At 68.8% G+C, this 19,552-nt stretch carries 23 protein-coding genes and 1 tRNA gene; 10 read left to right on the forward strand and 14 right to left on the reverse strand.

Annotated features, from left to right (window positions below; all coding sequences use genetic code 11):
• Nucleotides 1-37: 37 nt before the first annotated feature.
• The 5 genes from ABD927_RS22960 to ABD927_RS22980 all read left to right on the forward strand — a co-directional run bounded on the left by ABD927_RS22960 (nucleotide 38) and on the right by ABD927_RS22980 (nucleotide 5,330).
• The gene (locus ABD927_RS22960) at nucleotides 38-550 is read left to right on the forward strand and encodes a (2Fe-2S)-binding protein (protein WP_345252267.1); all 513 of its coding nucleotides are present in this window, start codon (nucleotides 38-40) and stop codon (nucleotides 548-550) included.
• 11 nt (nucleotides 551-561) lie between these two features.
• Nucleotides 562-1,575: an FAD binding domain-containing protein gene (locus tag ABD927_RS22965; RefSeq protein WP_345252218.1), complete on the forward strand. Its 1,014-nt coding sequence runs from the start codon at nucleotides 562-564 to the stop codon at nucleotides 1,573-1,575.
• Complete coding sequence (locus ABD927_RS22970; RefSeq protein ID WP_345252219.1) at nucleotides 1,572-3,806, forward strand: xanthine dehydrogenase family protein molybdopterin-binding subunit; 2,235 nt, start codon at nucleotides 1,572-1,574, stop codon at nucleotides 3,804-3,806. Before ABD927_RS22965 ends, ABD927_RS22970 begins: the two co-directional genes overlap by 4 nt.
• Before the next feature lie 128 nt (nucleotides 3,807-3,934).
• Complete coding sequence (locus tag ABD927_RS22975) at nucleotides 3,935-4,231, forward strand: ArsR/SmtB family transcription factor (protein WP_345252220.1); 297 nt, start codon at nucleotides 3,935-3,937, stop codon at nucleotides 4,229-4,231.
• Nucleotides 4,232-4,274: 43 nt separating this feature from the next.
• A complete protein-coding gene (locus ABD927_RS22980; protein ID WP_345252221.1) occupies nucleotides 4,275-5,330 on the forward strand; it encodes an alkene reductase in 1,056 nt (351 codons plus the stop codon).
• 66 nt (nucleotides 5,331-5,396) lie between these two features.
• On the opposite strand, the gene zigA is transcribed toward ABD927_RS22980, so the two are convergent.
• The 8 genes from zigA to ABD927_RS23020 form a co-directional block, all read right to left on the reverse strand.
• On the reverse strand, nucleotides 5,397-6,593 hold the full coding sequence (zigA, locus tag ABD927_RS22985; protein ID WP_345252222.1) for a zinc metallochaperone GTPase ZigA: 1,197 nt from the start codon (nucleotides 6,591-6,593) through the stop codon (nucleotides 5,397-5,399).
• Nucleotides 6,594-6,733: 140 nt separating this feature from the next.
• Nucleotides 6,734-6,919 (reverse strand): hypothetical protein, encoded by a 186-nt coding sequence (locus ABD927_RS22990; protein WP_345252223.1) that lies wholly within the window; start codon nucleotides 6,917-6,919, stop codon nucleotides 6,734-6,736.
• A gap of 197 nt (nucleotides 6,920-7,116) precedes the next feature.
• Nucleotides 7,117-7,192 (reverse strand) — tRNA-His (locus tag ABD927_RS22995).
• Nucleotides 7,193-7,241: 49 nt separating this feature from the next.
• Nucleotides 7,242-8,090, reverse strand: coding sequence for a fumarylacetoacetate hydrolase family protein (locus ABD927_RS23000; protein ID WP_345252224.1), 849 nt, complete (start codon nucleotides 8,088-8,090; stop codon nucleotides 7,242-7,244).
• A gap of 89 nt (nucleotides 8,091-8,179) precedes the next feature.
• The gene (locus ABD927_RS23005) at nucleotides 8,180-9,352 is read right to left on the reverse strand and encodes a CaiB/BaiF CoA transferase family protein (protein WP_345252225.1); all 1,173 of its coding nucleotides are present in this window, start codon (nucleotides 9,350-9,352) and stop codon (nucleotides 8,180-8,182) included.
• A gap of 55 nt (nucleotides 9,353-9,407) precedes the next feature.
• The gene (locus ABD927_RS23010) at nucleotides 9,408-10,382 is read right to left on the reverse strand and encodes a Bug family tripartite tricarboxylate transporter substrate binding protein (protein ID WP_345252226.1); all 975 of its coding nucleotides are present in this window, start codon (nucleotides 10,380-10,382) and stop codon (nucleotides 9,408-9,410) included.
• Nucleotides 10,383-10,450: 68 nt separating this feature from the next.
• Nucleotides 10,451-11,239 (reverse strand): enoyl-CoA hydratase-related protein, encoded by a 789-nt coding sequence (locus ABD927_RS23015; protein WP_345252227.1) that lies wholly within the window; start codon nucleotides 11,237-11,239, stop codon nucleotides 10,451-10,453.
• A gap of 43 nt (nucleotides 11,240-11,282) precedes the next feature.
• A complete protein-coding gene (locus ABD927_RS23020) occupies nucleotides 11,283-12,248 on the reverse strand; it encodes a hydroxymethylglutaryl-CoA lyase (RefSeq protein ID WP_345252228.1) in 966 nt (321 codons plus the stop codon).
• Between the two features lie 187 nt (nucleotides 12,249-12,435).
• Between ABD927_RS23020 and ABD927_RS23025 the strand changes: the two genes are divergently transcribed.
• Nucleotides 12,436-13,206, forward strand: a complete 771-nt coding sequence (locus tag ABD927_RS23025; protein ID WP_345252229.1) for a GntR family transcriptional regulator — start codon at nucleotides 12,436-12,438, stop codon at nucleotides 13,204-13,206.
• A 52-nt stretch (nucleotides 13,207-13,258) separates the two neighbouring features.
• Here ABD927_RS23025 and ABD927_RS23030 read toward each other — a convergent pair whose 3' ends face one another.
• Both ABD927_RS23030 and ABD927_RS23035 read right to left on the reverse strand, forming a co-directional pair.
• On the reverse strand, nucleotides 13,259-14,200 hold the full coding sequence (locus ABD927_RS23030) for a TauD/TfdA dioxygenase family protein (RefSeq protein ID WP_345252230.1): 942 nt from the start codon (nucleotides 14,198-14,200) through the stop codon (nucleotides 13,259-13,261).
• Nucleotides 14,201-14,330: 130 nt separating this feature from the next.
• On the reverse strand, nucleotides 14,331-15,311 hold the full coding sequence (locus ABD927_RS23035; RefSeq protein ID WP_345252231.1) for a LacI family DNA-binding transcriptional regulator: 981 nt from the start codon (nucleotides 15,309-15,311) through the stop codon (nucleotides 14,331-14,333).
• 233 nt (nucleotides 15,312-15,544) lie between these two features.
• On the opposite strand from ABD927_RS23035, the gene ABD927_RS23040 reads away from it, so the two are divergent.
• The 3 genes from ABD927_RS23040 (at nucleotide 15,545) to ABD927_RS23050 (ending at nucleotide 16,723) form a co-directional block, all read left to right on the forward strand.
• The gene (locus ABD927_RS23040) at nucleotides 15,545-15,712 is read left to right on the forward strand and encodes a hypothetical protein (protein ID WP_345252232.1); all 168 of its coding nucleotides are present in this window, start codon (nucleotides 15,545-15,547) and stop codon (nucleotides 15,710-15,712) included.
• A 274-nt stretch (nucleotides 15,713-15,986) separates the two neighbouring features.
• Entirely contained in the window at nucleotides 15,987-16,205 is a 219-nt protein-coding gene (locus ABD927_RS23045; protein ID WP_345252233.1) for a hypothetical protein, read from the forward strand.
• A 119-nt stretch (nucleotides 16,206-16,324) separates the two neighbouring features.
• Nucleotides 16,325-16,723: a response regulator gene (locus ABD927_RS23050; protein ID WP_345252234.1), complete on the forward strand. Its 399-nt coding sequence runs from the start codon at nucleotides 16,325-16,327 to the stop codon at nucleotides 16,721-16,723.
• Nucleotides 16,724-16,782: 59 nt separating this feature from the next.
• Here the strand turns inward: ABD927_RS23050 and ABD927_RS23055 are convergent, their stop codons facing one another.
• The 4 genes from ABD927_RS23055 to ABD927_RS23070 form a co-directional block, all read right to left on the reverse strand.
• Nucleotides 16,783-17,022 carry a hypothetical protein gene (locus ABD927_RS23055; RefSeq protein ID WP_345252235.1) on the reverse strand — a complete coding sequence of 80 codons (240 nt, stop codon included), beginning with the start codon at nucleotides 17,020-17,022 and terminating at the stop codon, nucleotides 16,783-16,785.
• A gap of 32 nt (nucleotides 17,023-17,054) precedes the next feature.
• Complete coding sequence (locus tag ABD927_RS23060; protein WP_345252236.1) at nucleotides 17,055-17,312, reverse strand: hypothetical protein; 258 nt, start codon at nucleotides 17,310-17,312, stop codon at nucleotides 17,055-17,057.
• A gap of 80 nt (nucleotides 17,313-17,392) precedes the next feature.
• Complete coding sequence (locus ABD927_RS23065; RefSeq protein ID WP_345252237.1) at nucleotides 17,393-17,857, reverse strand: OB-fold protein; 465 nt, start codon at nucleotides 17,855-17,857, stop codon at nucleotides 17,393-17,395.
• Between the two features lie 136 nt (nucleotides 17,858-17,993).
• Nucleotides 17,994-18,422: a hypothetical protein gene (locus ABD927_RS23070; protein ID WP_345252238.1), complete on the reverse strand. Its 429-nt coding sequence runs from the start codon at nucleotides 18,420-18,422 to the stop codon at nucleotides 17,994-17,996.
• Nucleotides 18,423-18,544: 122 nt separating this feature from the next.
• Here ABD927_RS23070 and ABD927_RS23075 point away from each other — a divergent pair, with 122 nt between their 5' ends.
• Nucleotides 18,545-19,534 carry a GGDEF domain-containing protein gene (locus tag ABD927_RS23075; protein WP_345252239.1) on the forward strand — a complete coding sequence of 330 codons (990 nt, stop codon included), beginning with the start codon at nucleotides 18,545-18,547 and terminating at the stop codon, nucleotides 19,532-19,534.
• Nucleotides 19,535-19,552 lie beyond the last annotated feature (18 nt).

Genomic DNA, 19,552 nt, shown 5'->3' on the forward strand with positions numbered 1-19,552 from the left:
CGCCGCCGCGGCCGCCGCCGCCGCCGCGGCGCCGGCGATGGCCGCACCGGCCGTGCGGCCGCGTCCGGCGCCGGCCGCCGCGTCGGCGATGACGGTCGCGTTCAGCATCAACGGTCAGCCGTGTTCGGTCGAACTCGACCCGCGCACCACGCTGCTCGACTGCCTGCGCGAACGGCTGGCGCTGACCGGCACCAAGAAGGGCTGCGACCACGGCCAGTGCGGCGCCTGTACCGTGCACCTGAACGGCCGGCGGGTCAACGCCTGCCTGGTGCTGGCCGCTACGCTGGACGGCAACGACGAGGTCATCACCATCGAAGGGCTGGCGCGCGACGGCGCGCTGCATCCTGTCCAGCAGGCTTTTCTCGAACACGACGGCTACCAGTGCGGCTACTGTACGGCCGGCCAGATCATGTCGGCCGCGGCGCTGCTGAACGAGCCCTGCGGCCCGTCGGACGCAGACGTCAAGGAGTGCATGAGCGGCAACATCTGCCGCTGCGGCGCCTATGCCAACATCCTGGCCGCCATCCGGCAGGTCCGGGCCGCATCCTGACGGAGGCCGTCATGCAAGCTTTCGAATTGAGCCGGGCCGGCGACGTGGCCCAGGCCGTGCGCACCGCCGCCGACATGGCGCGGCAAGGCGTGCCGCTGCGCTTCCTGGCCGGCGGCACCACGCTGGTCGACCTGATGAAGCTGGACGTGGAACGGCCGAGCCGGGTGCTCGACATCAACCGGCTGCCGCTGGCGGGCATCGATGCGCTGCCCGACGGCGGCCTGCGCATCGGCGCCATGGTGCGCAATGCCGACCTCGCCCACCATCCGCTGGTGGCCAGCCGCTATGCCGTGCTGTCGCAGGCGCTGCTGTCGGGCGCCTCGCCGCAGCTGCGGCACATGGCCACCACCGGCGGCAACCTGCTGCAGCGCACCCGCTGCGTGTATTTCCGCGACGTCGCGATGCCTTGCAACAAGCGCGAGCCCGGCAGCGGCTGCGCGGCGATCGGCGGCTTCAACCGCAATCTCGCGGTCATGGGCACCAGCGACGCCTGCATCGCCAGCAATCCGTCGGACATGAACGTGGCGCTGATGGCGCTCGATGCCGTCATCCACATCGAGGGGCAGGGCGGCGCGCGCCAGGTCGCGATCGGCGATTTCTTCACGCTGCCGGGCGACACCCCGCAGCGCGAAACCGTGCTGGAGCCCGGCGACCTCATCACGCACGTAACGCTGCCGCCGCTGCCGGACGGCAGCCGCTCGCTGTACCTGAAGCTGCGCGACCGCGCCTCGTACGAATTCGCGCTCGCCTCGGCCGCCGTGGTGGTACGCATGGACGGCCCGCGCATCGCGAGCGCGCGCTTCGCGATGGGCGGCATCGGCGCGCGTCCGTGGCGGGTGCCGCAAGCCGAGGCGATGCTGGCCGGCCGCGCGCCCGAGGACGCCGCCTTCGACGCCGCCGCCAGGCGGGTGCTGCAGGGCGCGCGTCCGCAAAGCGAGAACGGCTTCAAGGTGGAGCTGGCCAGGCGCTGCCTGGTCCACGCGCTGCAGGCAGCCACCAGCACAGACGGGAGAGCAGTTTCATGAGCGATACCCTACAGACCGAGCCTTTCATCGGCGGCGCCTTTCCGCGCGTGGAAGGCCCCTACAAGCTGACCGGCCTGGCCCGCTACACCTCCGATCACGATTTCGAAGGCATGCTGTACGCGGTGCCGGTGTGCGCCACCATCGCCAACGGCCGCCTGCGCGCGCTGCATACCGAGGCGGCGGCCGCGATGCCGGGCGTACACATGGTCTATACGCGCGACAATATCGGCCGCTTCTACCGCGTGGCGGCCGACGCCGGCGCCAAGGTGGACGAGACCCGGCCGCCGTTCGAGGACGACGTCATCCGCTACTACGGCCAGTACGTGGCGCTGGTGGTGGCCGATACCTACGAACAGGCGGTCGCCGCGGCGGCCGCGGTGCGGGCCGAGTACGACGCCAGCGCGCCCGACGTGTCGATGCGGCTGGCGCCCGACGATCCACCCAAGGTGGAGGACGAGCGCGGCGACGCGGCGGCGGAATTCGCGCGCGCGCAGATCCGCCTCGACCGCACCTACACCACGCCGATCGAGACCCACAATCCGATCGAGCTGCACGCCAGCGTCGCGCTGTACGACGGCCAGTCGTTCACGTTGTACGAAACCACGCAGGCCATCCAGAACCACAAGCGGGCGATGGCGCAGATGCTGGGCGTGCCGGAAGACCGCGTGCGGGTGGTGACCGAGCACCTGGGCTCGGGCTTCGGCGGCAAGCTGTGGCCGTGGCCGCACGCGCTGCTGGCGGCAGCCGCCGCGCGCAATCTGCGGCGGCCCGTCAAGCTGGTGGTCGACCGCCGGATGATGTTCCACAACGTCGGCCACCGCGCCAACACCCAGCAGCGCGTGCGCCTGTCGGCGCGGCCCGACGGCCGGCTCACCTCGCTGCAGCACGACTACCTGTACCACGTGGCGCAGGCCGAGTTCATGAAAGAGAACTGCGGCGAGGCCACGCCCTACCTCTACAGCACGCCCAACCTGCGCGTGACATCGGGCTCGGCGCGCCGCCACCTGGCGCCCAATACCTCGATGCGCGGGCCGGGCGCCGTGCCCGGATTGTTCGCGCTCGAATCCGCGATGGACGAACTGGCCATCCAGCTGGGCATCGACCCGGTCGAACTGCGGCTGCGCAACGAGCCCGGCATCGACGAATCCGAGAACGTGCCGTTCTCCAGCCGCCACATGCGCGAATGCCTGCAGCAGGGCGCCGAGGTTTTCGGCTGGGGGCGCCGCGACCCGCGCGTGGGATCGATGCGGCGGGCCGACGGCGCCGTGCTCGGCTGGGGCATGGCCTCGTGCTCGTGGATGGCCAAGCGGCAGCCGGCCGAGGTCTCGGTGCAGCTCAATGCCGACGGCACTGCCCGCGTGGCCACCGGCAGCCAGGACATCGGCACCGGCACCTACACCGTCGTGGCGCAGATGGCGGCGCAGGCCTGCGGCCTGCCGCTCGACCGCATCCAGGTGGTGCTGGGCGATACGACGCTGCCGCCCGGGCCGCTGTCGGGCGGATCGATGGCCACCGGCTCGCTGGTGCCGGCCGTGCTCGCCGCCGCCCGCGAGGCCACCCGCCACGCCATCGACTGCGCGCTGCGCGCGCCGGGTTCGCGCTTCGCCGGCGCCAAGGCCGAGGAGCTGGCCTTCAGCGCGGGGCGCATCCATCGCCGCGGCGAGCCGCCGTCGTCCGGCGAGCCGTTCGAACGCTTCCTGCAGGCCGAGCGGATCAGCCACGTGACCGGCCATGGCCGCTCGGACTCCAGCGACGCCGACCCGGACGCCGGCAAGTACTCGATCCATTCCTACGGCGCCCATTTCGTCGAAGTGGCGTGGGAGCCTGCCATCGCCCGCTTGCGCGTCGAGCGCGTGGTGACCTTCATCGACGCCGGCAAGGTGATCAACCTGCGCACGGGGCGCAACCAGATCGAGGGCGCGGTCGTGATGGGCATCGGCATGGCGATGTTCGAGCAGACCCACTACGACGCCCGCAACGGCGCGCCGGTCAACGGCAATCTGGCCGACTATCTGGTGGCCACGCATGCCGACGCGCCGCCGATCGACGTGCATTTCATCGATGCGCCCGATACGAAGCTCAACGAACTGGGGGCGCGCGGCATCGGCGAGATCGGCCTGGCCGGCTTCGCGGCGGCCGTGACCGCGGCCGTCCATCACGCGACGGGGGTGCGCGTGCGCGACCTGCCGGTGAGAATCGAAGACCTGCTGATGGCGCCCGTACATGCCTGACCGGCCGGGCGGCATATCGCCGCCCGGCATTTCCTTATGAATATATATCGAATGAAGGCGTTTTTTGAATCTTTGTCTTCCGATATATGATTCGTAAATCAACGATATATTGCGTAGCCAAGACGCACATGGACATCGACGCCATTCACAAAGCCCTCGCCAATCCGGTGCGCCGGCAGATCCTCGGCTGGCTGAAGGACCCGGCGCAGCATTTCTCGGCCCAGGAACATCCGCTCGACATCGGCGTCTGCGCCAGCCTGATCGACCAGCGCGCGGGGCTGTCGCAATCTACCGTCTCGGCGCACCTGGCCACGCTGCAGCGGGCCGGCCTGATCACGTCGCGGCGGGTGGGCCAGTGGATCTTCTTCAAGCGCGACGAACACACCATCCAGGCTTTCCTGCGGCATATGCAAGGCGAACTCTAGCGGACGCCGGGCAAGCCGTCCTTCCACTCCCAAGGCAACTTCCATGACGACTCTTTTCGACCCCGTGCGCGTGGGCGCGCTCGAATTGCCCAACCGGATTTTCATGGCTCCGCTGACCCGTTCGCGCGCCGTGGGCGGCGGCCGCGTGCCCAACGACCTGATGCGCGAGTACTACGCGCAGCGGGCCTCCGCCGGCCTGATCCTGACCGAGGCCACCTCGGTCACGCCGCAGGGCGTGGGCTATGCCGACACCCCGGGCATCTGGACCTCCGACCAGGTGGCGGGCTGGCGCCGCATCACCGAGGCCGTGCACGAGAAGGGCGGTCGCATCTTCCTGCAGCTGTGGCACGTGGGCCGCATCTCCGACCCGATCTTCCTCGACGGCGAACTGCCGGTCGCGCCCAGCGCCATCCGGCCGGCCGGCCACGTCAGCCTGGTGCGGCCGCAGCGGCCCTATGTCACGCCGCGCGCGCTCGACCTGGACGAGATCCCGCACGTGGTGGCCTCCTACCGCCTGGGCGCCGAAAACGCCAAGGCCGCCAGCTTCGACGGCGTCGAGATCCACGGCGCCAACGGCTACCTGCTCGACCAGTTCCTGCAGGACCGCAGCAACCGCCGCACCGACGACTACGGCGGCTCGATCGAGAACCGCGCCCGGCTGATGCTGGAAGTGACCGACGCCGTGATCGACGTCTGGGGCGCCGACCGCGTCGGCATGCACCTGGCGCCGCGCGGCGACGCGCACGACATGGGCGACTCCGATCCGCTGGCGACCTTCGGCTATGTGGCGCGCGAACTCGGCCGCCGCAAGATCGCCTTCATCTGCGCCCGCGAATCGCTCGGCGCCAACCGCATCGGCCCCCAGCTGAAAGAGGCGTTCGGCGGCGTGTACGTGGCCAACGAGAACTTCGACTTCGAGACCGCCAGCAAGGTGGTCGAATCCGGCGAGGCCGACGCGGTGGCCTTCGGCAAGCTGTTCATCGCCAATCCCGATCTGCCGCTGCGCTTCCGGCGCGGGGCTCCGCTGAACGCGCCGGATCCCGGCACGTTCTACGGCGGCGGGCGCGAAGGGTACGTGGATTATCCGGCGCTGGCCTGATCCGGCGACGGGCGCCCCGCCACTGGAGAGGGGCGGCACGCGCAGGCCGCGTCCCGTCGCCCCGTCTCATGCCTCCCAGGCCGGAAACGGGTCGCGATAGCCTGTCCAGGCGGCTGGCCCGTCCGCCATTTCCGCATCGCTCAGCAGGCAGGCATCGAAGCGCGCACGCAGGCCTGCCTCGTCCATGCCGATGCCGATCAGCACCAGTTCCTGGCGCGCGTCGCCCACGTCGTCGGCCCAGTTGGCGCGGATCAGCGCTACCGCTTCGGGGTCGTCCGGCCAATGCCGTTGCGGCACGGCGGCCCACCATTGGCCTGCGATGCCGTGGCGGCACACGCCCCCGGCCTGCGACCACGAGCCGGCAAGCGTGGGCCGGCTGGCGAGCCAGAAGAATCCCTTCGACCGGATCACGCCGGGCCACTCGCTTTCGATCAGCGCGTGGAAGCGCTCGGGGTGGAAGGGGCGGCGGGCGCGATAGACGAAGCTGGCGATGCCGTAGGCCTGCGACTCCGGCGTGTGCTCGCCGCGCAGTTCCTTGAGCCAGCCGGGCGCCAGCGAGGCTTGGTCGAAATCGAACAGCCCGGTATCGAGCACTTTGTCGAGCGCCACCGCGCCGAATCGGGCAATCTCGATCCGGGCGCGCGGGTTCAGCCCGCGCAGGATCGCCAGCAGCCGGTCGCGCTCTGCGGGGCCGACCAGGTCGATCTTGTTGAGCACGATCACGTCGCAGAACTCGATCTGTTCGATCAGCAGGTCCACCACGGTGCGGTCGTCTTCCTCGCCCATCGATTCGCCGCGCGAGCGGATGCTGTCGTGCGACTGGTAGTCGCGCAGGAAGTTGAAGGCGTCCACCACCGTCACCATGGTGTCGAGCCGGGCGACGTCGGACAGGCTGCGGCCGTCCTCGCCGGCGAAGGTGAAGGTCTCGGCCACGGGCAGCGGTTCCGAGATGCCGGTGGACTCGATCACCAGCTGGTCGAACCGGCCTTCCTGCGCCAGGCGCTGCACCTCGACCAGCAGGTCTTCGCGCAGCGTGCAGCAGATACAGCCGTTGCTCATCTCCACCAGCTTTTCGTCGGTGCGCGACAGCGCGGCGCCGCCGTCGCGCACCAGCGCGGCGTCGATGTTGACCTCGCTCATGTCGTTGACGATGACGGCCACGCGCCGCCCTTCGCGGTTGTTGAGAATGTGATTGAGCAGGGTGGTCTTGCCGGCGCCCAGGAAGCCTGAGAGCACGGTCACGGGGAGCCGGGGAAAAGTCATGGGCAGCCTCTCTGCGCCGCATGGCGGTTGCGGGCTGGCCCAGGGGAGGGCACGCCGAAAGCCGCCGGTTATTTGCAATGGAGTTGCATTATAGGCTTATGCAACCGTGTTGCAATTATGGCGAGAGAACGCGGAACGCTTCAACGGGGCCGCAAGGCGTGCCAGCAGGCGACCGCGATGGGGATGAACAGGGCCACCCATGCAGTGCCATGCCAGATCCCGGTGCCCAGCAGGGCGGCCAGCAGGCCGAATGCTGTCAGCACGGCCAGCGCGATGGGCATGCGCCACACGAACCAGAAGGAATGGCGGATGGCTGCCTTGCTCATGGGATCGATCCTTTGTATGGCGGCGGAAAATGCGACAGGAGCGCCGTGCGGGTTCTTGCGCGTGCGGAACGCCGAATTATTGACAGTAATTCTCATTACTGCAAATGCTGCGCATCGGACATAGAAAAAGGCCCCTAGTGGTTCACTAGGGGCCTTTCACGGCCAAGGCACTGCGCGCCTTATGCCAAATCTTAAGTTGGGGTGGCTGATGGGACTCGAACCCACGACAACCGGAATCACAATCCGGGACTCTACCAACTGAGCTACAGCCACCACCGAAAGCAAGACAAAGATTCTAGCCGATTTGCCCGATTTTTGCGAATCAGCCGGCGTCCGCTTCGTCCACCACCGGGTTGCGCAGCGTCCCCAGCCCTTCGACCGTCACTTCGCACACGTCGCCCGCCTTCATCAGCAGCCTGGGTTCGCGCGTCCAGCCGATGCCGGCCGGCGTGCCGGAAACGATCACGTCGCCCGGCTCCAGCGTCATCACGTCGCTGATCAGCGAAATCAGCGTTGCCACGTCGAACAGCATGTCGCTGGTGTTGGCCGACTGCACCACCTGGCCGTTGAGCCGGGTCTCGATCCGCAGGCCGCGCGCGCCGGGCGGCAGTTCGTCGGCGGTGACGAGGTCCGGGCCGAAGCCGCCGGTGCGGTCGAAATTCTTGCCGGCCGTCCATTGCGTCGTCCTGAACTGGTACTCGCGCACCGAGCCGTCGTTGAACAGCGCGTAGCCGGCGACGAGCTCGAGCGCGCGTTCGCGGTCGACGAAACGCCCGCCCTTGCCGAGAACGACCGCCACCTCGCCTTCGAAGTCCAGCGAATCGGACGCGGCCGGGCGGACCAGGGGCGCCTGGTGCGCCGCCAGGCTGGTCGGCACCCGCAGGAACAGCGTCGGGTAGTCCGGCTGTTCGAGTTTCGTTTCCTTGGCGTGATCGGCGTAGTTCAGGCCCACGCAGATGATCTTGGGCGGCCGGGCCAGTGGCGGGAGGTAGGCCGCCTCGCTGGCCGAAACCACCTCGCCGACGGCTTGCTGCGCGCCGTGCCGGGCCAGGTCGACCCCGCGGGCGAGCAGCGATTCGATGCTCTCGTCGCCGATGATTCCGATGTTGCCGTCGGCCGTCCTCAGTCCCAGGACGGGTTTGCCGTTGTGTTGGATTGCGACGTAGCGCATGAATGTCCTCGCAGGGGAAAGTCTGTGTCGATGCGGCCGCGGGCGGCGGCAGGCAATGATGCCCGGTACGGGCCTGCCGCCGCAAGGGTTCAGGCCTGGGCGGGGTCTTCCGGGGCCGCGCCGCCGCATAGCCCGGACAGGATCTCCCCGGTATGTTCCCCCAGCCCCGGCGCCGCCCGGCGGAACGGCGGGCGGGCGCTGTCGAACGACAGCGGCAGGCCGAGGATGTGGCCGGCGCCGTCCGGCGACGGCTGGAAGATCTCCAGCGCCTGCGCATGCGGATCGTCCACCACTTCGTCGATCCGCTTGATGGGGCTGCACGGCACCCCGGCCGCTTCCAGCAGGGCCAGCCATTGCGCCGTGGTCTTGCGCCGGAAGATGGGTTCGAGTTCGGCCAGCAGGGCGGGGCGGTGCTCGACGCGGCCCTTGTTGGCGGCGAAGCGCGGGTCGAGCGCGAGATCCGGCCGCTCGAGCGCGCCGCACAGCTTCCGGAAATTATTGTCGTTGCCGGCGGCCACCATCAGGTAGGAATCCGCGCTTTCGAAGGCCTGGTACGGCGCCATCATGGCGAGCCCCGACCCTTCGCGCTTCGGCACCACGCCGGAGGCGTCGAACGACGAATATTGCACGGTCAGCCAGCACAGCGCGGTTTCGAACAGCGAGGTATCGACCACGCCGCCGGCGCCGCTGCGCCGGCTTTCCTGGTAAGCCGCCTGGATGCCGATCACGGCCCACATCCCGGCCGCCTGGTCGGTGATGGAGACGCCCACCCTGACGGGCGGCCGCCCTTCCTCGCCCATGATGCTCATGATGCCCGTATAGGCCTGCATCAGCGGGTCGTAGCCGGGCCGGTCGCGCAGCGGCCCGGTGCGGCCGAAGGCGCCCACGTTGCAGTAGACCAGCCCGGGCTTGAGCCGCAGCAGTTCCTCGGCGCCGAAGCCCAGCTTTTCCATCGCGCCGTATTTCAGGTTGTGCAGGACCACGTCGGCTTTTTCGACGATCAGCCGTTTCAGCAGCGCGGCGTCGCGCGGCCGTTTCATGTCGAGGGCGATGCTGCGCTTGCCCCGGTTCAGCGCCTGGTAGACGGCCGAGGCGCCGTCGCGGAAGGGCGGCATGCCGCGCGTGTAGTCCCCGGCGTCCGGGTTCTCCACCTTGATGACGTCGGCGCCCAGTTCCGCGAGGATCATCCCCGCATAGGGCGCCGCCACGGTATGTCCGATCTCGATGACGGTCATGCCCTGCAAAGGCAGCGTAGAAGACATATGGGGTGTGCCTGGAATCGAAGGGTTTGCGTGGACCGGGGCCGATGCCCGGCGATTACTCGACGCTGATGCGGGCCTCGGCGATGATCGCGCGGTACTTTTCCGTTTCCTGCTGCAGGAAGCGCTTGAGTTCGCCGGGGTCCTTGCTGTCGATGCTGATGGCCTGCTGGGCCAGCAGCTTGGCTAGCTCGGGGTGGCTCAGCGCGGCCGTCAGCTTCTCTTGCAGGGTCCTGGCGATATCGGCGGGCAGCGCCGCGGGCGCGAACACGCCGTACCAGGTTTCGATCGACGTGGCGGGCAGCCCCGGGGTCTCGGAAATGGTGGGGATGTCCGGCGCGAATTCGCTGCGCCTGGCCGAGCTGACCGCATAGCCCTTGATCTTGTCGGTCTGGATCAGGGGCAGCACCGACGCCAGCGTGGCGATGCCGAGCTCGACGTGGCCGGCGGCCAGGTCGGCGGCGAGCGGGCCGGCGCCCCGGTAGGCCACGTGCGTCAGCGGCGCGTTGGCGCGCAGCTTCAGCATTTCGCCCACCAGGTGCTGGATGGTGCCGACGCCCGAGGTTCCGTAGTTCAGGCCGCCGCCCTGCGCGCGGGACAGCTCGATCGCTTCCTTCAGGTTCGACGCCTTCAGCGATGTCTTGCCGGCGATGACGATGGCGCCGGTGCCGATCGAGGCCAGCGGCGTGAAGTCGCGCGTCGCCTCGTACGGCAGTTCGGGGCGCAGCAGCTTGTTGATCAGCAGCTCCGAGTTGGCCCCGAGCAGCAGGGTATAGCCGTCGGCCGGCGCCTGCGCGGCGCGCTGCACGCCGTTGGCGCCGCCCCCGCCGCCGACGTTCTCGACCACCACCGCCGTGCCCAGCGCATCGCCCAAGAACTTGGCCACCTGCCGGCCCACGATGTCGGACGATCCGCCCGGCGCGTAGGGCACGATCAGCTTGATCGGATGTTCGGGGTAGCGGGCGTGGGCCGCGGTGGCGCCCAGCGCCAGCATGGATACGATGGCCAGGCGCTTGAGCGCGGATAGTTTCATGGTCTGTCTCCTGATTCCGTTTTGCTTTCGGGGTGCGCGGGCCGGCATCCGGCACCGCGCGCACGTTGCTAGCGCCCGGTAAAGCGGGGCGGGCGCTTTTCGTTGAAGGCGGCGATGCCTTCCTTGCGGTCTTCCGAGGGAATCACTTTCTCGTAGGCCTGGACTTCGAGCATCAGGCCGGTTTTCAGGTCGGTCTGCAGGCCGTAGTGGATCGCCTTCTTGGCCTGCGCGACCGAAATGGGGGCGTTGCCGCAGATCCTGCGGGCCACGGTCAGCACGGTGGGCATCAGCGCGTCGGGCTCGCACAGCGCATTGACCATTCCCCATTCGTAGGCCTGCTCGGCCGAGAACGGCGTGGCGCTCATGATGAGTTCCTTGGCGCGCCGTTCGCCCACGGCGCGCGGCAGGTTCTGCGTGCCGCCCGCGCCGGGGATGATGCCCAGGCTGGCCTCGGTCAGCGCGAAGCGCGCGTTGCGGGCGGCGTAGATGAAGTCACAGGCCAGCGCCAGCTCGCATCCGCCCGCATACGCCACGCCGTTGACCGCCGCGATGACGGGAACCGCGCAGTCCATGATCGCGTAGAAGGCTTCTTCGAAAATGGCGTGCTGCAGGCGCCAGGCCTCTTCGGTCATGCCCCTGCGTTCCTTGAGGTCGCCGCCCGACGAAAAGGCCTTGTCGCCGGCGCCCGTGACGACGATGCAGCGCAGGTCGCCGGGCGTGAACCGCAGGGGCAGGAAGACGCTGCGCAGGTCCTTGCCCATCTGTGTGTTGACCGCATTGCGCAGTTCCGGCCGGTTGAGCGTCACGACCATCAGGCCGTCTTCCGTGCGTTCGCAGCTCAGGGTTTCGTATTCCATGTCCGCCTTTGTCTTGTCCGTTGGAGTGGGGAGGGCGCCGGCGTCAGGAAACGCTGGCCGGCCGCGCGTCGCGGTGCCGGGGCGGCGTCGCCGGCACGAAGCCGCGCGGCAGGCCGGCGCGGGCGATCGCGCCGTGCATGTCGATGTCGGGCAGGGCGTTGCGGACCAATTGCCGGACCGCCAGCAGCTGCTCGAGGTCGACCCCGGTCGCGTAGCCCATGGATTCGAGCATGAAGCAGGCGTCTTCCATGACGATGTTGCCGCTCGCGCCCGGCGCGAACGGGCAGCCGCCCAGGCCGGCCAGGGCGGCGTCGAAATGCCGGACGCCGGCGTCCAGCGCGGCCGCCACGTTGGCGAGCCCGGTGCCGCGCGTGTCGTGGAAGTGAGCGGCGACGGGCAGGCTGCCCACTTCTTTCATCACGGCCGTGAACACCGTGCGCACCAGCGCGGGATCGGCATAGCCCACGGTGTCGGGAATGGTCAGCTCGTCGGCGCCGGCCTCGGCCATCGCCACGGCAAGGCGGACCACCTCGGACACCGCGACCCGCCCTTCGTAGGAACAGCCCAGCGCCGTGGCCAGGCCGCCGCACACCTTGGGCCGCGTCGCGGCCGGGACGCCGCGGACCAGCGTGATGACCGCCTTGAAATCGGCCAGCGACTCTTCGCGGCTGCGGCGGACGTTCTTCTGGTTGTGGGTTTCGCTGACCGACAGCACGAAGTCGAGCTTGTGCACGCCCAGCTCGACGCCGCGCTGGGCGCCGCGCAGATTGGGGATCAGGGCGGCGACGGTAAGGCCGGGAATGCGCAGCGATTCCGACGTTACCTGCTCGGCATCGGCGAACTGCGGCAGCAGCCTGGCCGGCGTGTACGACGTGACCTCGATTTCGGCAATGCCCGCCGCTGCCTCGGCCCTGATCCACGCCAGCTTGTCTTCCGTAGGCATGAATTGCGGATGGATCTGCAGGCCGTCGCGCAGGCCGACTTCTCGCAGAACGACGTCTCTTTTCATTGTCTCCTCCTGAAGGTGCCGGGCCTGCCGGCCGTGCGGCGGCAGGTACACTTCCGGCCTGCGGGGGCCGGCCCCGGCCGGGCCTTCCCGGGCTGTCCGGCTTCAATGTACGTACATTACTCTATGGCCTTGAATATTAATGTACGGACATTGTTGGAGCAACAACTTTGTTCGTGGGGATCGTCGTATGCCGGAAAGAGAAAATCGTCCCGCCAAGGAGCGCAAGCTGCTGCCGCGGTACGCGTGGCTGCACCAGTGCCTGCTGCAAGACATCGGCTCCGGCAAGTACGCGGTGGGATCGCTCCTGCCTACCGAGGCGGAGCTGAGCAAGGCCTATGGCGTGAGCCGGCATACGGTGCGCGAGGCCACCCGCCGGCTGGTCGACAGCGGCATGATCCGGCGCCAGCCCAGCACCGGCACGGTGGTGACCGCGGCCCGGCCGACCTGGCCGTCGCCCAGCTACGCGGCCGCGCTGGGCACCATGCAGGAATTCATGGCGTTCACCGAGCGGACCCGGCTGGAGGTGTTCGACGAGGAAGTCATCACGCTGGACGAGGGGGAAGCCGGCAGGCTGCGCTGCGAGGTCGGCTCCAGATGGCTGCTGTGGCATGCCAACCGGCGGCTGGTCGAGGAAGACAAGATCATCACCTACACCCGCGCGATGGTCCGCCCCGAATTCGAAAGCATCAAAGACCGGCTGCACGGCAACCACCCCAGCATGTACCGGATGCTGCAGGAGCAATTCGGCCAGGAGGTCTACAAGGTCGAGCAGGAGATCGAATCGGTGCTGATGCCGGCGGTCGCCGTCGCCCAGCTCGGGCTCGACGAAGGCAGTCCGGCGCTGCGCATCGTCAGGGCGTACCGCGACCGGCACGACCGCCTGCTGACCCTGTCGGACAACTACTACATCGCGAACCGCTTCCGTCTCTTGACCGCGTGGACCAAGGACGGCGCTTGAACCGCAGCCCGCGCGGGCCGGACGATGCGCCGGCCCGCGCGGGCGGCTGCCTTCAATCGAACTTCACGGGCTGGTCCAGCGTGGAAGCCACCCCTTCGATCGTCACCCGCCGCAGTTCGCGCGGATGGACCTGATCTTCGTAGGGGCGGCCGCGGTGCATGGTGCTGCGGTTGTCCCAGATGACCAGGTCGCCCACCGACCAGCGATGGGTGTAGACGAATCTGGGCTGGGTGGCGAACTCGGTCAGTTCGCGGATCAGCGCCAGGGCCTCCGGCCGCGGCCAGCCGTGGATGGTGCCGATGTGGGCCGACAGGAACAGCGAGATCCGGCCCGACGTTTCGTGCTGGCGCACCAGGCGCTGCGGCATGGGCTTGCTGCGCTCGGCCTCTTCGGGCGAGAACGCTTCGAAGCCCAGCTGCTGGCGCGAGTAGATCACCGAGTGGTCGCAGACCAGGTCGCGGATCTTCAGCTTGGTCTTCTCCGGCAGCGCATCCCACGCGGCGCGCATGTCGGCGAATTCGGTCTCGCCGCCTTCGGGCGGCACCACGCGGGCGTGCAGCATCGAATAGCGGGCAGGGACGGCCTTGAAGCTGCTGTCGCTGTGCCACAGCAGGTTGCCGAGGTTGTACATGCGCCGGCGGTCGCCCGCGGGCAGCAGCTTGCCGTCGCGGCCAACGTTGGAGATGTCGTTGATCTGCTTGTTGGCCAGGCGCAGGCGTTCCTGGTCGACCGCGGTGGAAACGCCTTCGATCTTGCCGAAGCGGCCGCCGAAGGCGAACTGCGTTTCGTCGTCGAAGCGCTGGCCGGGGAAGACCAGCACGGCGTACTCGTCCATGGCCGCGTCGATGGCGGCGATGGTGTGGGGCGACAGCGGCCCGGTGAGGTCGATGCCCTCGACCCGGCCGCCGAAAACGGGGGTAAGCGGAGTGACCGAGAACACGTCTTCCCAAGGGGCGTGTTCGCGGGCCGCGGATGATGCTATCGCTGTGCTCATGACTTGTTTCCTGTTCCAGCCTGAGATGGTTATCGATAACATTTCGGGGCGCTCTTGCTGGGCAATCTCGATGTTATCGAGAACATAGTACTCCCGTGGAATGGCGCGGTCAAACCGCGCGGGCGGCGGTTCAGGTGCTCTGGCGCTGCAGGATCTCGAACCCCAGGTCGAGCCGCAGCGGGTGGCGGCGGCCGAGCGCGCTGTCGACGATGGCCTGCGCGGCCTGCACGCCGATCTCGTAGCGGGGATAGCGCACGGTGGTCATGGCCGGGATCAGGTTGGCCAGCCATTCGCTGTCGTCGGAGGAGGCCAGCGCGATGTCGTCCGGCACGCGCAGCCCGCGGCGCTGGCATTCGAACAGCGCGCCGGCGGCCAGCACGTCGCCCACCAGGTAGACCGCGTCGGTGCGGGGCGCCGCTTCCAGCAATTGCGCCATGCCCTTGCCCGCGCTTTCCAGGCCGGCGTCGACTTCCAGGATGGCGTTGCGGTCGATCGACAGGCCGGCCGTGCGCAGGCCGGCCAGGAAGCCGCGGCGCGCGGCGCGGATACGTTCGCGGTCGCGGATCTTCAGCGTGATCAGGCCGGGCCGGCGGTAGCCGCGCTCGGCGAAGTGGCGCGCCATCGCGCTGCCGGCGGCGCTGTTGGAGTAGCTGACGATCATGTCGAGCGGCGACGCGATCAGGTTGCCGGTTTCCACGCAGGGGATGCCGGCGGCGCGCAGCACGGTCTTGGTGCCCGGCGTGTGCATGGTGTTGTGCAGGATGATGCCGCACACCTGCTGCGCGAGATAGGTGCGGACCAGCTTTTCCTCGATCACCGGAGAGTTGGCGCAGTCCGAGATCATCAGCTGGAAGTCGTGCTTGAACAGGACGTCGTTGATGCCCTTGATCGTCTCGGCCAGGATCGCGTTGCGCAGATTGGGCACGATCAGCGCGACCAGGGTGGTGCGGTCCGAAGACAGGTTGCCCGCCACGCGGTTCGGCACGTAGCCGATGCGGTCGATCACCTCGCGCACCCGCCGCAGCGTCTGCTCCGACAGGCGCCCGGGACTGGTGAGGGCGCGCGATACCGTCATGGTGGATACGCCCGCCAGGCGCGCCACTTCTTTCATGCCAATGCGTGGTTCGGTTTTCTTCTTGCCCATTCTCGGAAAAAAACGTCGCAATTCGGACCGCGGCTCGAGCGGCGCATCATACCAGCCGCCTGTGTGGGCGCATTGCGGCCGCCTTTCCGGATGGTAATGACATCCCGCTGTCACCCCTGGGCGGACCTGTCCGATCGGTAAGCCGCTTCCATCGCGCCCAGGCCTAGACTGGGCCTTCCAACTCCCACAGGAGACTCGAGATGGAAGTAGCGCTCACCTTCGCCGCAGTCATCGCGGCGACGATCGGTTTCATGTACCTGTTGATCAAGGCCTGCATACTGATGGGCGGCCGGGGGGCAAAGACCGAGCCTCAGGCCGACGCCAAGACGAAGGCCGACCCTTCCGTGGCCCGGCACTCGCACCCGTAGCCGCGCGAACATGGCACCGCGGCCCACGGTCGCGGTGCGCCGCCCTTCGCAGCGGCAGGGGCCCGCATCCTTTCCCCGCATCCTTCCCGGCATCCTTCCCCGCATTCCTTATCCGCATCTGCCGGCCTGCGCCGCCTTCTCCTCCCGTCCGGGAAAATTTTTCCTTTTTTTCGCCCATTCGCGCTTACCGTTAAGCGTCGTTTCAATCTGGCGCGCAATCCGTCCATTACCATTCGGTAAACTTGTGTCAACGCAGGAGCATGAGGGTACCGGCATGGAGGACTGGAAGCGGCAGGCCACCGGGTGGGTCGACGAGCGCAATTTCGAGATCGATGTCGCGCAGGTCCCGGACGGCTACCTCATGCGAGTGCGCGTCATCGGTTTCCCGCTGCTGCAGGACGACAAGATCTACGCGAGTGCCGCCGAAGCGCAGGCGGCCGCGGTCGATTTCCTCCAGGCGCAGTTTCCTGGAACGGTAACGCTGGGGGAGTAAGCGTTGCCCGACTGGAATTTCCCGTGGAAGGCGTTCCCCATCGGTAGCGCGGGCCGGCGCGGTGCGGCGCCGGCCCGCCGCACCGCTTTCCGCGCGGGGGCACAACAACAAGGAATCTCATGGCGACCAAGGTCCCGTGCAAACTCTTGATAGCCGACGACTACGCCAACGCCGCCGATGCGCTAGCGGAGATGTGCAGCGACCACTACGACGTGAGAACGGCGTATTCGGGCCGGGAAGCGCTGCGCACGGTATTGGACTGGCGGCCCCGCGTGGCCATCCTCGACATCGACATGCCGGCCCCGAACGGGCTGGAAATCGCCGCCACGATCCGCGTTGCGCCCAATCTCGAGCCGATCGCGCTGATCGCGGTGACGGGCCGCACCGCGCAATACGATCGCGCGATCGCGATCAAATACGGGTTCGACGCCTTCCTGTCGAAACCGGTCGACAGCAGGGAATTGCTGCGCCTGGTGGCGCAGTACTGCGACGACGACAGCCAGGCCCCGCGGCGCTGACCGCCGTTGCCGTCCCGGCTTCCCGCCACCGGCAGCCGCGCGTGGCGGCGCCGGACCCTTCAGTCCCTCAGGTTATAGCGAGCGCGCACTAGCGCTGTGCATTCCGCCACCAGCGGTTCATAGACGTCGGGACCGTCATATCCGTCGATGCTCCAGTTGCATCCTTGATCATCAGGGGCATGCCGGCGCGGTTCCCATACTTCGACGCGTTCGCCGTCGACCTTGATTTCTGGCAGGGCATCCACGGCTTCCTGGACGGCGCGGCGGATTTCGGCGGCATCGGCGAGTTGGCGGCTCATGTCGGCTCCTGGCGGGTGGCGTTGGACGGGGCTCAGTGCTGGGCGCCGGTACCGGGCGCGCCGCCTTCCTCGGTCTGGCACACGTTGGCGATCACGGCGAGCCAGCCTTTCTTGAATTCCGGGTGGGCCTGGTCGAGCGTGGGCGCCACCTGTTGCGAGATCGTCTGGATGACGCTCTTGAGCTGTTCCGAATTGGGGTGGGCCACGATCAGCATGCTCAGCACATTCTGCACGGCCGTGATCTGTCCCTTGAGGTGTTCCTGCGCGTTGATGAGAGCTGTCTCGTTCATGGTGGATTCGCGTTGGTTGCGTTGGTCTGGATCGAAGCCGCCATCTTACCGGCATCGATGGCGCCGGTCGCGGGCGGCGCTCAGCCGGCCTTGCGCGCCGGCGGATCCGCCAGCACGCAGTCGAGCAGCGTCGGCACGCGGGCGCCAGGCCCGCCGCCGGTGCAGCGCAGGTAGACCTTGGCGCCCCGCATCAGCGGCGCGACGGCGTCGGCCGCCGCACATGGCGTGCCCGCCGCGCAGGCCTGCATCGGGGCCAGCTGTGCGCGCACCGGCGCGGCGGGGTCCGCCGCCTTCAGGTCCATTTCCACGGCGCCGCCGGCTGCGGGCACGACGCGCTGCATGCGGCCGGTCACGGTGAAGACGCGGCCGGCATAGCGGCGGTCGGCGGCGCCGGGGTTTTCCCGGTAATCGGCATAGAGCAGTTCGGCGTCGTACAGGGCCGGCGTGTCGGGCGCGGCCGGCGCGTCGCGGCCGCCCGACGGGCAGCCTTCCAGCAGGACGCAAGCGCAGAGGACGGCGGACAGGCAGGCAAAGCGGCGAGGCATGGCGATCGACGGCGAAAAGGCAAGGGCGTATTGTGCGCCAGCGCGGCCGGGCGCGGGCCGGGCCGCCGCCGGCAGCGCTGCGGCGCCCGGCCGGGATTGCGAGGCCGGGGTTGCGTAGCCGGACCGGCCGCCGTTCCTAGCGCAGCGGCAGCGTGGCCGGCCGCGCCATCGTCCGGGGCAGCGGATCGTCGACGGCTGCCGACGGGGCCGGCCGGGCGCGGCTGGCCGGCAGCGCGGGCACGACCTCCGGATGGACCACGCCCAAATTGTTCTGCGTCATGTAGTCGTTCATTTCGCGCCAGCCGGAAAAGATCGACGCCTTGGAAACCTGGGGGTTGAAGGCGAAGCAGTCTTCAAGCGCGCGGCCCGCCTGGCGGCAGGCGCCGCCGATGGCTTTGCCCTCGGCCTCTTTGCGGGCCTCGATCTGGGCGACCGATTGCAGGCCGACGTAGTCGCAGCCGCTCAGCAGCGCCGGCAGCAGCAGCGCCGCCGCCGCGCACAGCCGGCGCCCGCCGGCGCGGGAGGGCGGCGTGGTGGAAGGAATAAAGGGACGAGTCGGGCTCATGTACCGGTTATCGGTCGCCGTTTTCGAGACTGTAGGGCCGCGGGCGCGCAGACGCCGGCTGCCGGGCCGCCGGCGGTCCGGAGGAAACTAAACTTGCCGCCGGCCATGCCGATAATCACGCCATGCGCCTACTCCCTTCCCACCTGCCTGCAGACGGTGTCCCGGGCTCGCTTGCCGACGACGACAAGCGCGTGCTGGCCGGCTGCGCCCTGTTCACCGGGTGCAGCGACGAGCAGCGCGAACGCGCCTACGCGTTCGGCTTCGTGCGCCATCTGCCGCTGGGCGCCTTCCTGTTGCAGCCGGGCGAACCCAACGGCCACGTCTACGTGATCGCCGCGGGCCAGCTGGCGGCGTTCCGCGACGCCGCCATGCAGCAGCAGCTGGCGCGCTTCGTGCCCGGCGACTGCATCGGCGAGCACGCGGTGGTGGGCAGCGGCGGCGGCACCACCTACGTGACGGCGCAGTGGCCGGCGCGGCTGGTGGCGTTCGACGCCGCGCAGCTGCGCGCGCTGATGGAAACCGTGCCGCGCATCGCGCTGAACCTGCTGGATCTGCTGAGCGCGCGGCTGCGCGCGTCGAACCTGCGCATCGATTCGGTCAAGCGCGTCGAATCGATGGATTTCATGGCCACCCACGACGCGCTGACCGGCCTGCACAACCGGCGCTGGCTGCAGGGCATCTACCCGGCGCGGCTGTCGGCCGCCGCGCAGGAAGGCGAGCCGCTGTGCCTGGCGCTGATCGACATCGACCGCTTCGACCGCATGAACCGGACATTGGGAAGAACGGCCGGCGATGCTATCCTGCGGCAGCTGGCCGATCTGGTCCGCCAGGCCATGCCGGCGCTCGACACGCTGGCGCGCCTGACGGGCGATCGCTACGCCGCGCTGATCCCCGGCCGCCTGGCCGAGGTCACGGCGGCCTGCGAGCGGCTGCGCTACCAGGTCTCGGGCCGCCAGTTCGCGCTGCGCGGCGCCCTGGCGACGCAGATCACCGTATCGATCGGCGTGGCACAGGCCGCTGCAGACCTGGACGACGCGCTGGAACGCGCTGCGCAAGCCTTGGCCCGGGCCAAGGAGCGGGGGCGCAACGTGGTGGAGCCGCCGCCGGGCTGAGCGTATCAGACGTCTCGC

The sequence above is a fragment of the Pigmentiphaga soli genome (genome assembly GCF_039541095.1).
GTDB lineage: Bacteria > Pseudomonadota > Gammaproteobacteria > Burkholderiales > Burkholderiaceae_B > Pigmentiphaga > Pigmentiphaga soli.

Bases quoted from the DNA above. Each gene is read 5' to 3' on its own strand.
- ABD927_RS22965 (WP_345252218.1), top strand. From the start codon at position 562: ATGCAAGCTTTCGAATTGAGCCGGGCCGGCGACGTGGCCCAGGCCGTG.
- ABD927_RS23035 (WP_345252231.1), bottom strand. From the start codon at position 15,311: ATGAAAGAAGTGGCGCGCCTGGCGGGCGTATCCACCATGACGGTATCG.
- ABD927_RS23040 (WP_345252232.1), top strand. From the start codon at position 15,545: ATGGAAGTAGCGCTCACCTTCGCCGCAGTCATCGCGGCGACGATCGGT.
- ABD927_RS23075 (WP_345252239.1), top strand. From the start codon at position 18,545: ATGCGCCTACTCCCTTCCCACCTGCCTGCAGACGGTGTCCCGGGCTCG.
- ABD927_RS22980 (WP_345252221.1), top strand. From the start codon at position 4,275: ATGACGACTCTTTTCGACCCCGTGCGCGTGGGCGCGCTCGAATTGCCC.
- ABD927_RS23000 (WP_345252224.1), bottom strand. From the start codon at position 8,090: ATGCGCTACGTCGCAATCCAACACAACGGCAAACCCGTCCTGGGACTG.
- ABD927_RS23005 (WP_345252225.1), bottom strand. From the start codon at position 9,352: ATGTCTTCTACGCTGCCTTTGCAGGGCATGACCGTCATCGAGATCGGA.
- ABD927_RS22975 (WP_345252220.1), top strand. From the start codon at position 3,935: ATGGACATCGACGCCATTCACAAAGCCCTCGCCAATCCGGTGCGCCGG.
- ABD927_RS23030 (WP_345252230.1), bottom strand. From the start codon at position 14,200: ATGAGCACAGCGATAGCATCATCCGCGGCCCGCGAACACGCCCCTTGG.
- ABD927_RS23060 (WP_345252236.1), bottom strand. From the start codon at position 17,312: ATGAACGAGACAGCTCTCATCAACGCGCAGGAACACCTCAAGGGACAG.
- ABD927_RS22960 (WP_345252267.1), top strand. From the start codon at position 38: ATGGCCGCACCGGCCGTGCGGCCGCGTCCGGCGCCGGCCGCCGCGTCG.
- ABD927_RS23010 (WP_345252226.1), bottom strand. From the start codon at position 10,382: ATGAAACTATCCGCGCTCAAGCGCCTGGCCATCGTATCCATGCTGGCG.
- ABD927_RS23020 (WP_345252228.1), bottom strand. From the start codon at position 12,248: ATGAAAAGAGACGTCGTTCTGCGAGAAGTCGGCCTGCGCGACGGCCTG.
- zigA (WP_345252222.1), bottom strand. From the start codon at position 6,593: ATGACTTTTCCCCGGCTCCCCGTGACCGTGCTCTCAGGCTTCCTGGGC.
- ABD927_RS23045 (WP_345252233.1), top strand. From the start codon at position 15,987: ATGGAGGACTGGAAGCGGCAGGCCACCGGGTGGGTCGACGAGCGCAAT.
- ABD927_RS23055 (WP_345252235.1), bottom strand. From the start codon at position 17,022: ATGAGCCGCCAACTCGCCGATGCCGCCGAAATCCGCCGCGCCGTCCAG.
- ABD927_RS23065 (WP_345252237.1), bottom strand. From the start codon at position 17,857: ATGCCTCGCCGCTTTGCCTGCCTGTCCGCCGTCCTCTGCGCTTGCGTC.
- ABD927_RS23070 (WP_345252238.1), bottom strand. From the start codon at position 18,422: ATGAGCCCGACTCGTCCCTTTATTCCTTCCACCACGCCGCCCTCCCGC.
- ABD927_RS22970 (WP_345252219.1), top strand. From the start codon at position 1,572: ATGAGCGATACCCTACAGACCGAGCCTTTCATCGGCGGCGCCTTTCCG.
- ABD927_RS23025 (WP_345252229.1), top strand. From the start codon at position 12,436: ATGCCGGAAAGAGAAAATCGTCCCGCCAAGGAGCGCAAGCTGCTGCCG.
- ABD927_RS23050 (WP_345252234.1), top strand. From the start codon at position 16,325: ATGGCGACCAAGGTCCCGTGCAAACTCTTGATAGCCGACGACTACGCC.
- ABD927_RS22990 (WP_345252223.1), bottom strand. From the start codon at position 6,919: ATGAGCAAGGCAGCCATCCGCCATTCCTTCTGGTTCGTGTGGCGCATG.
- ABD927_RS23015 (WP_345252227.1), bottom strand. From the start codon at position 11,239: ATGGAATACGAAACCCTGAGCTGCGAACGCACGGAAGACGGCCTGATG.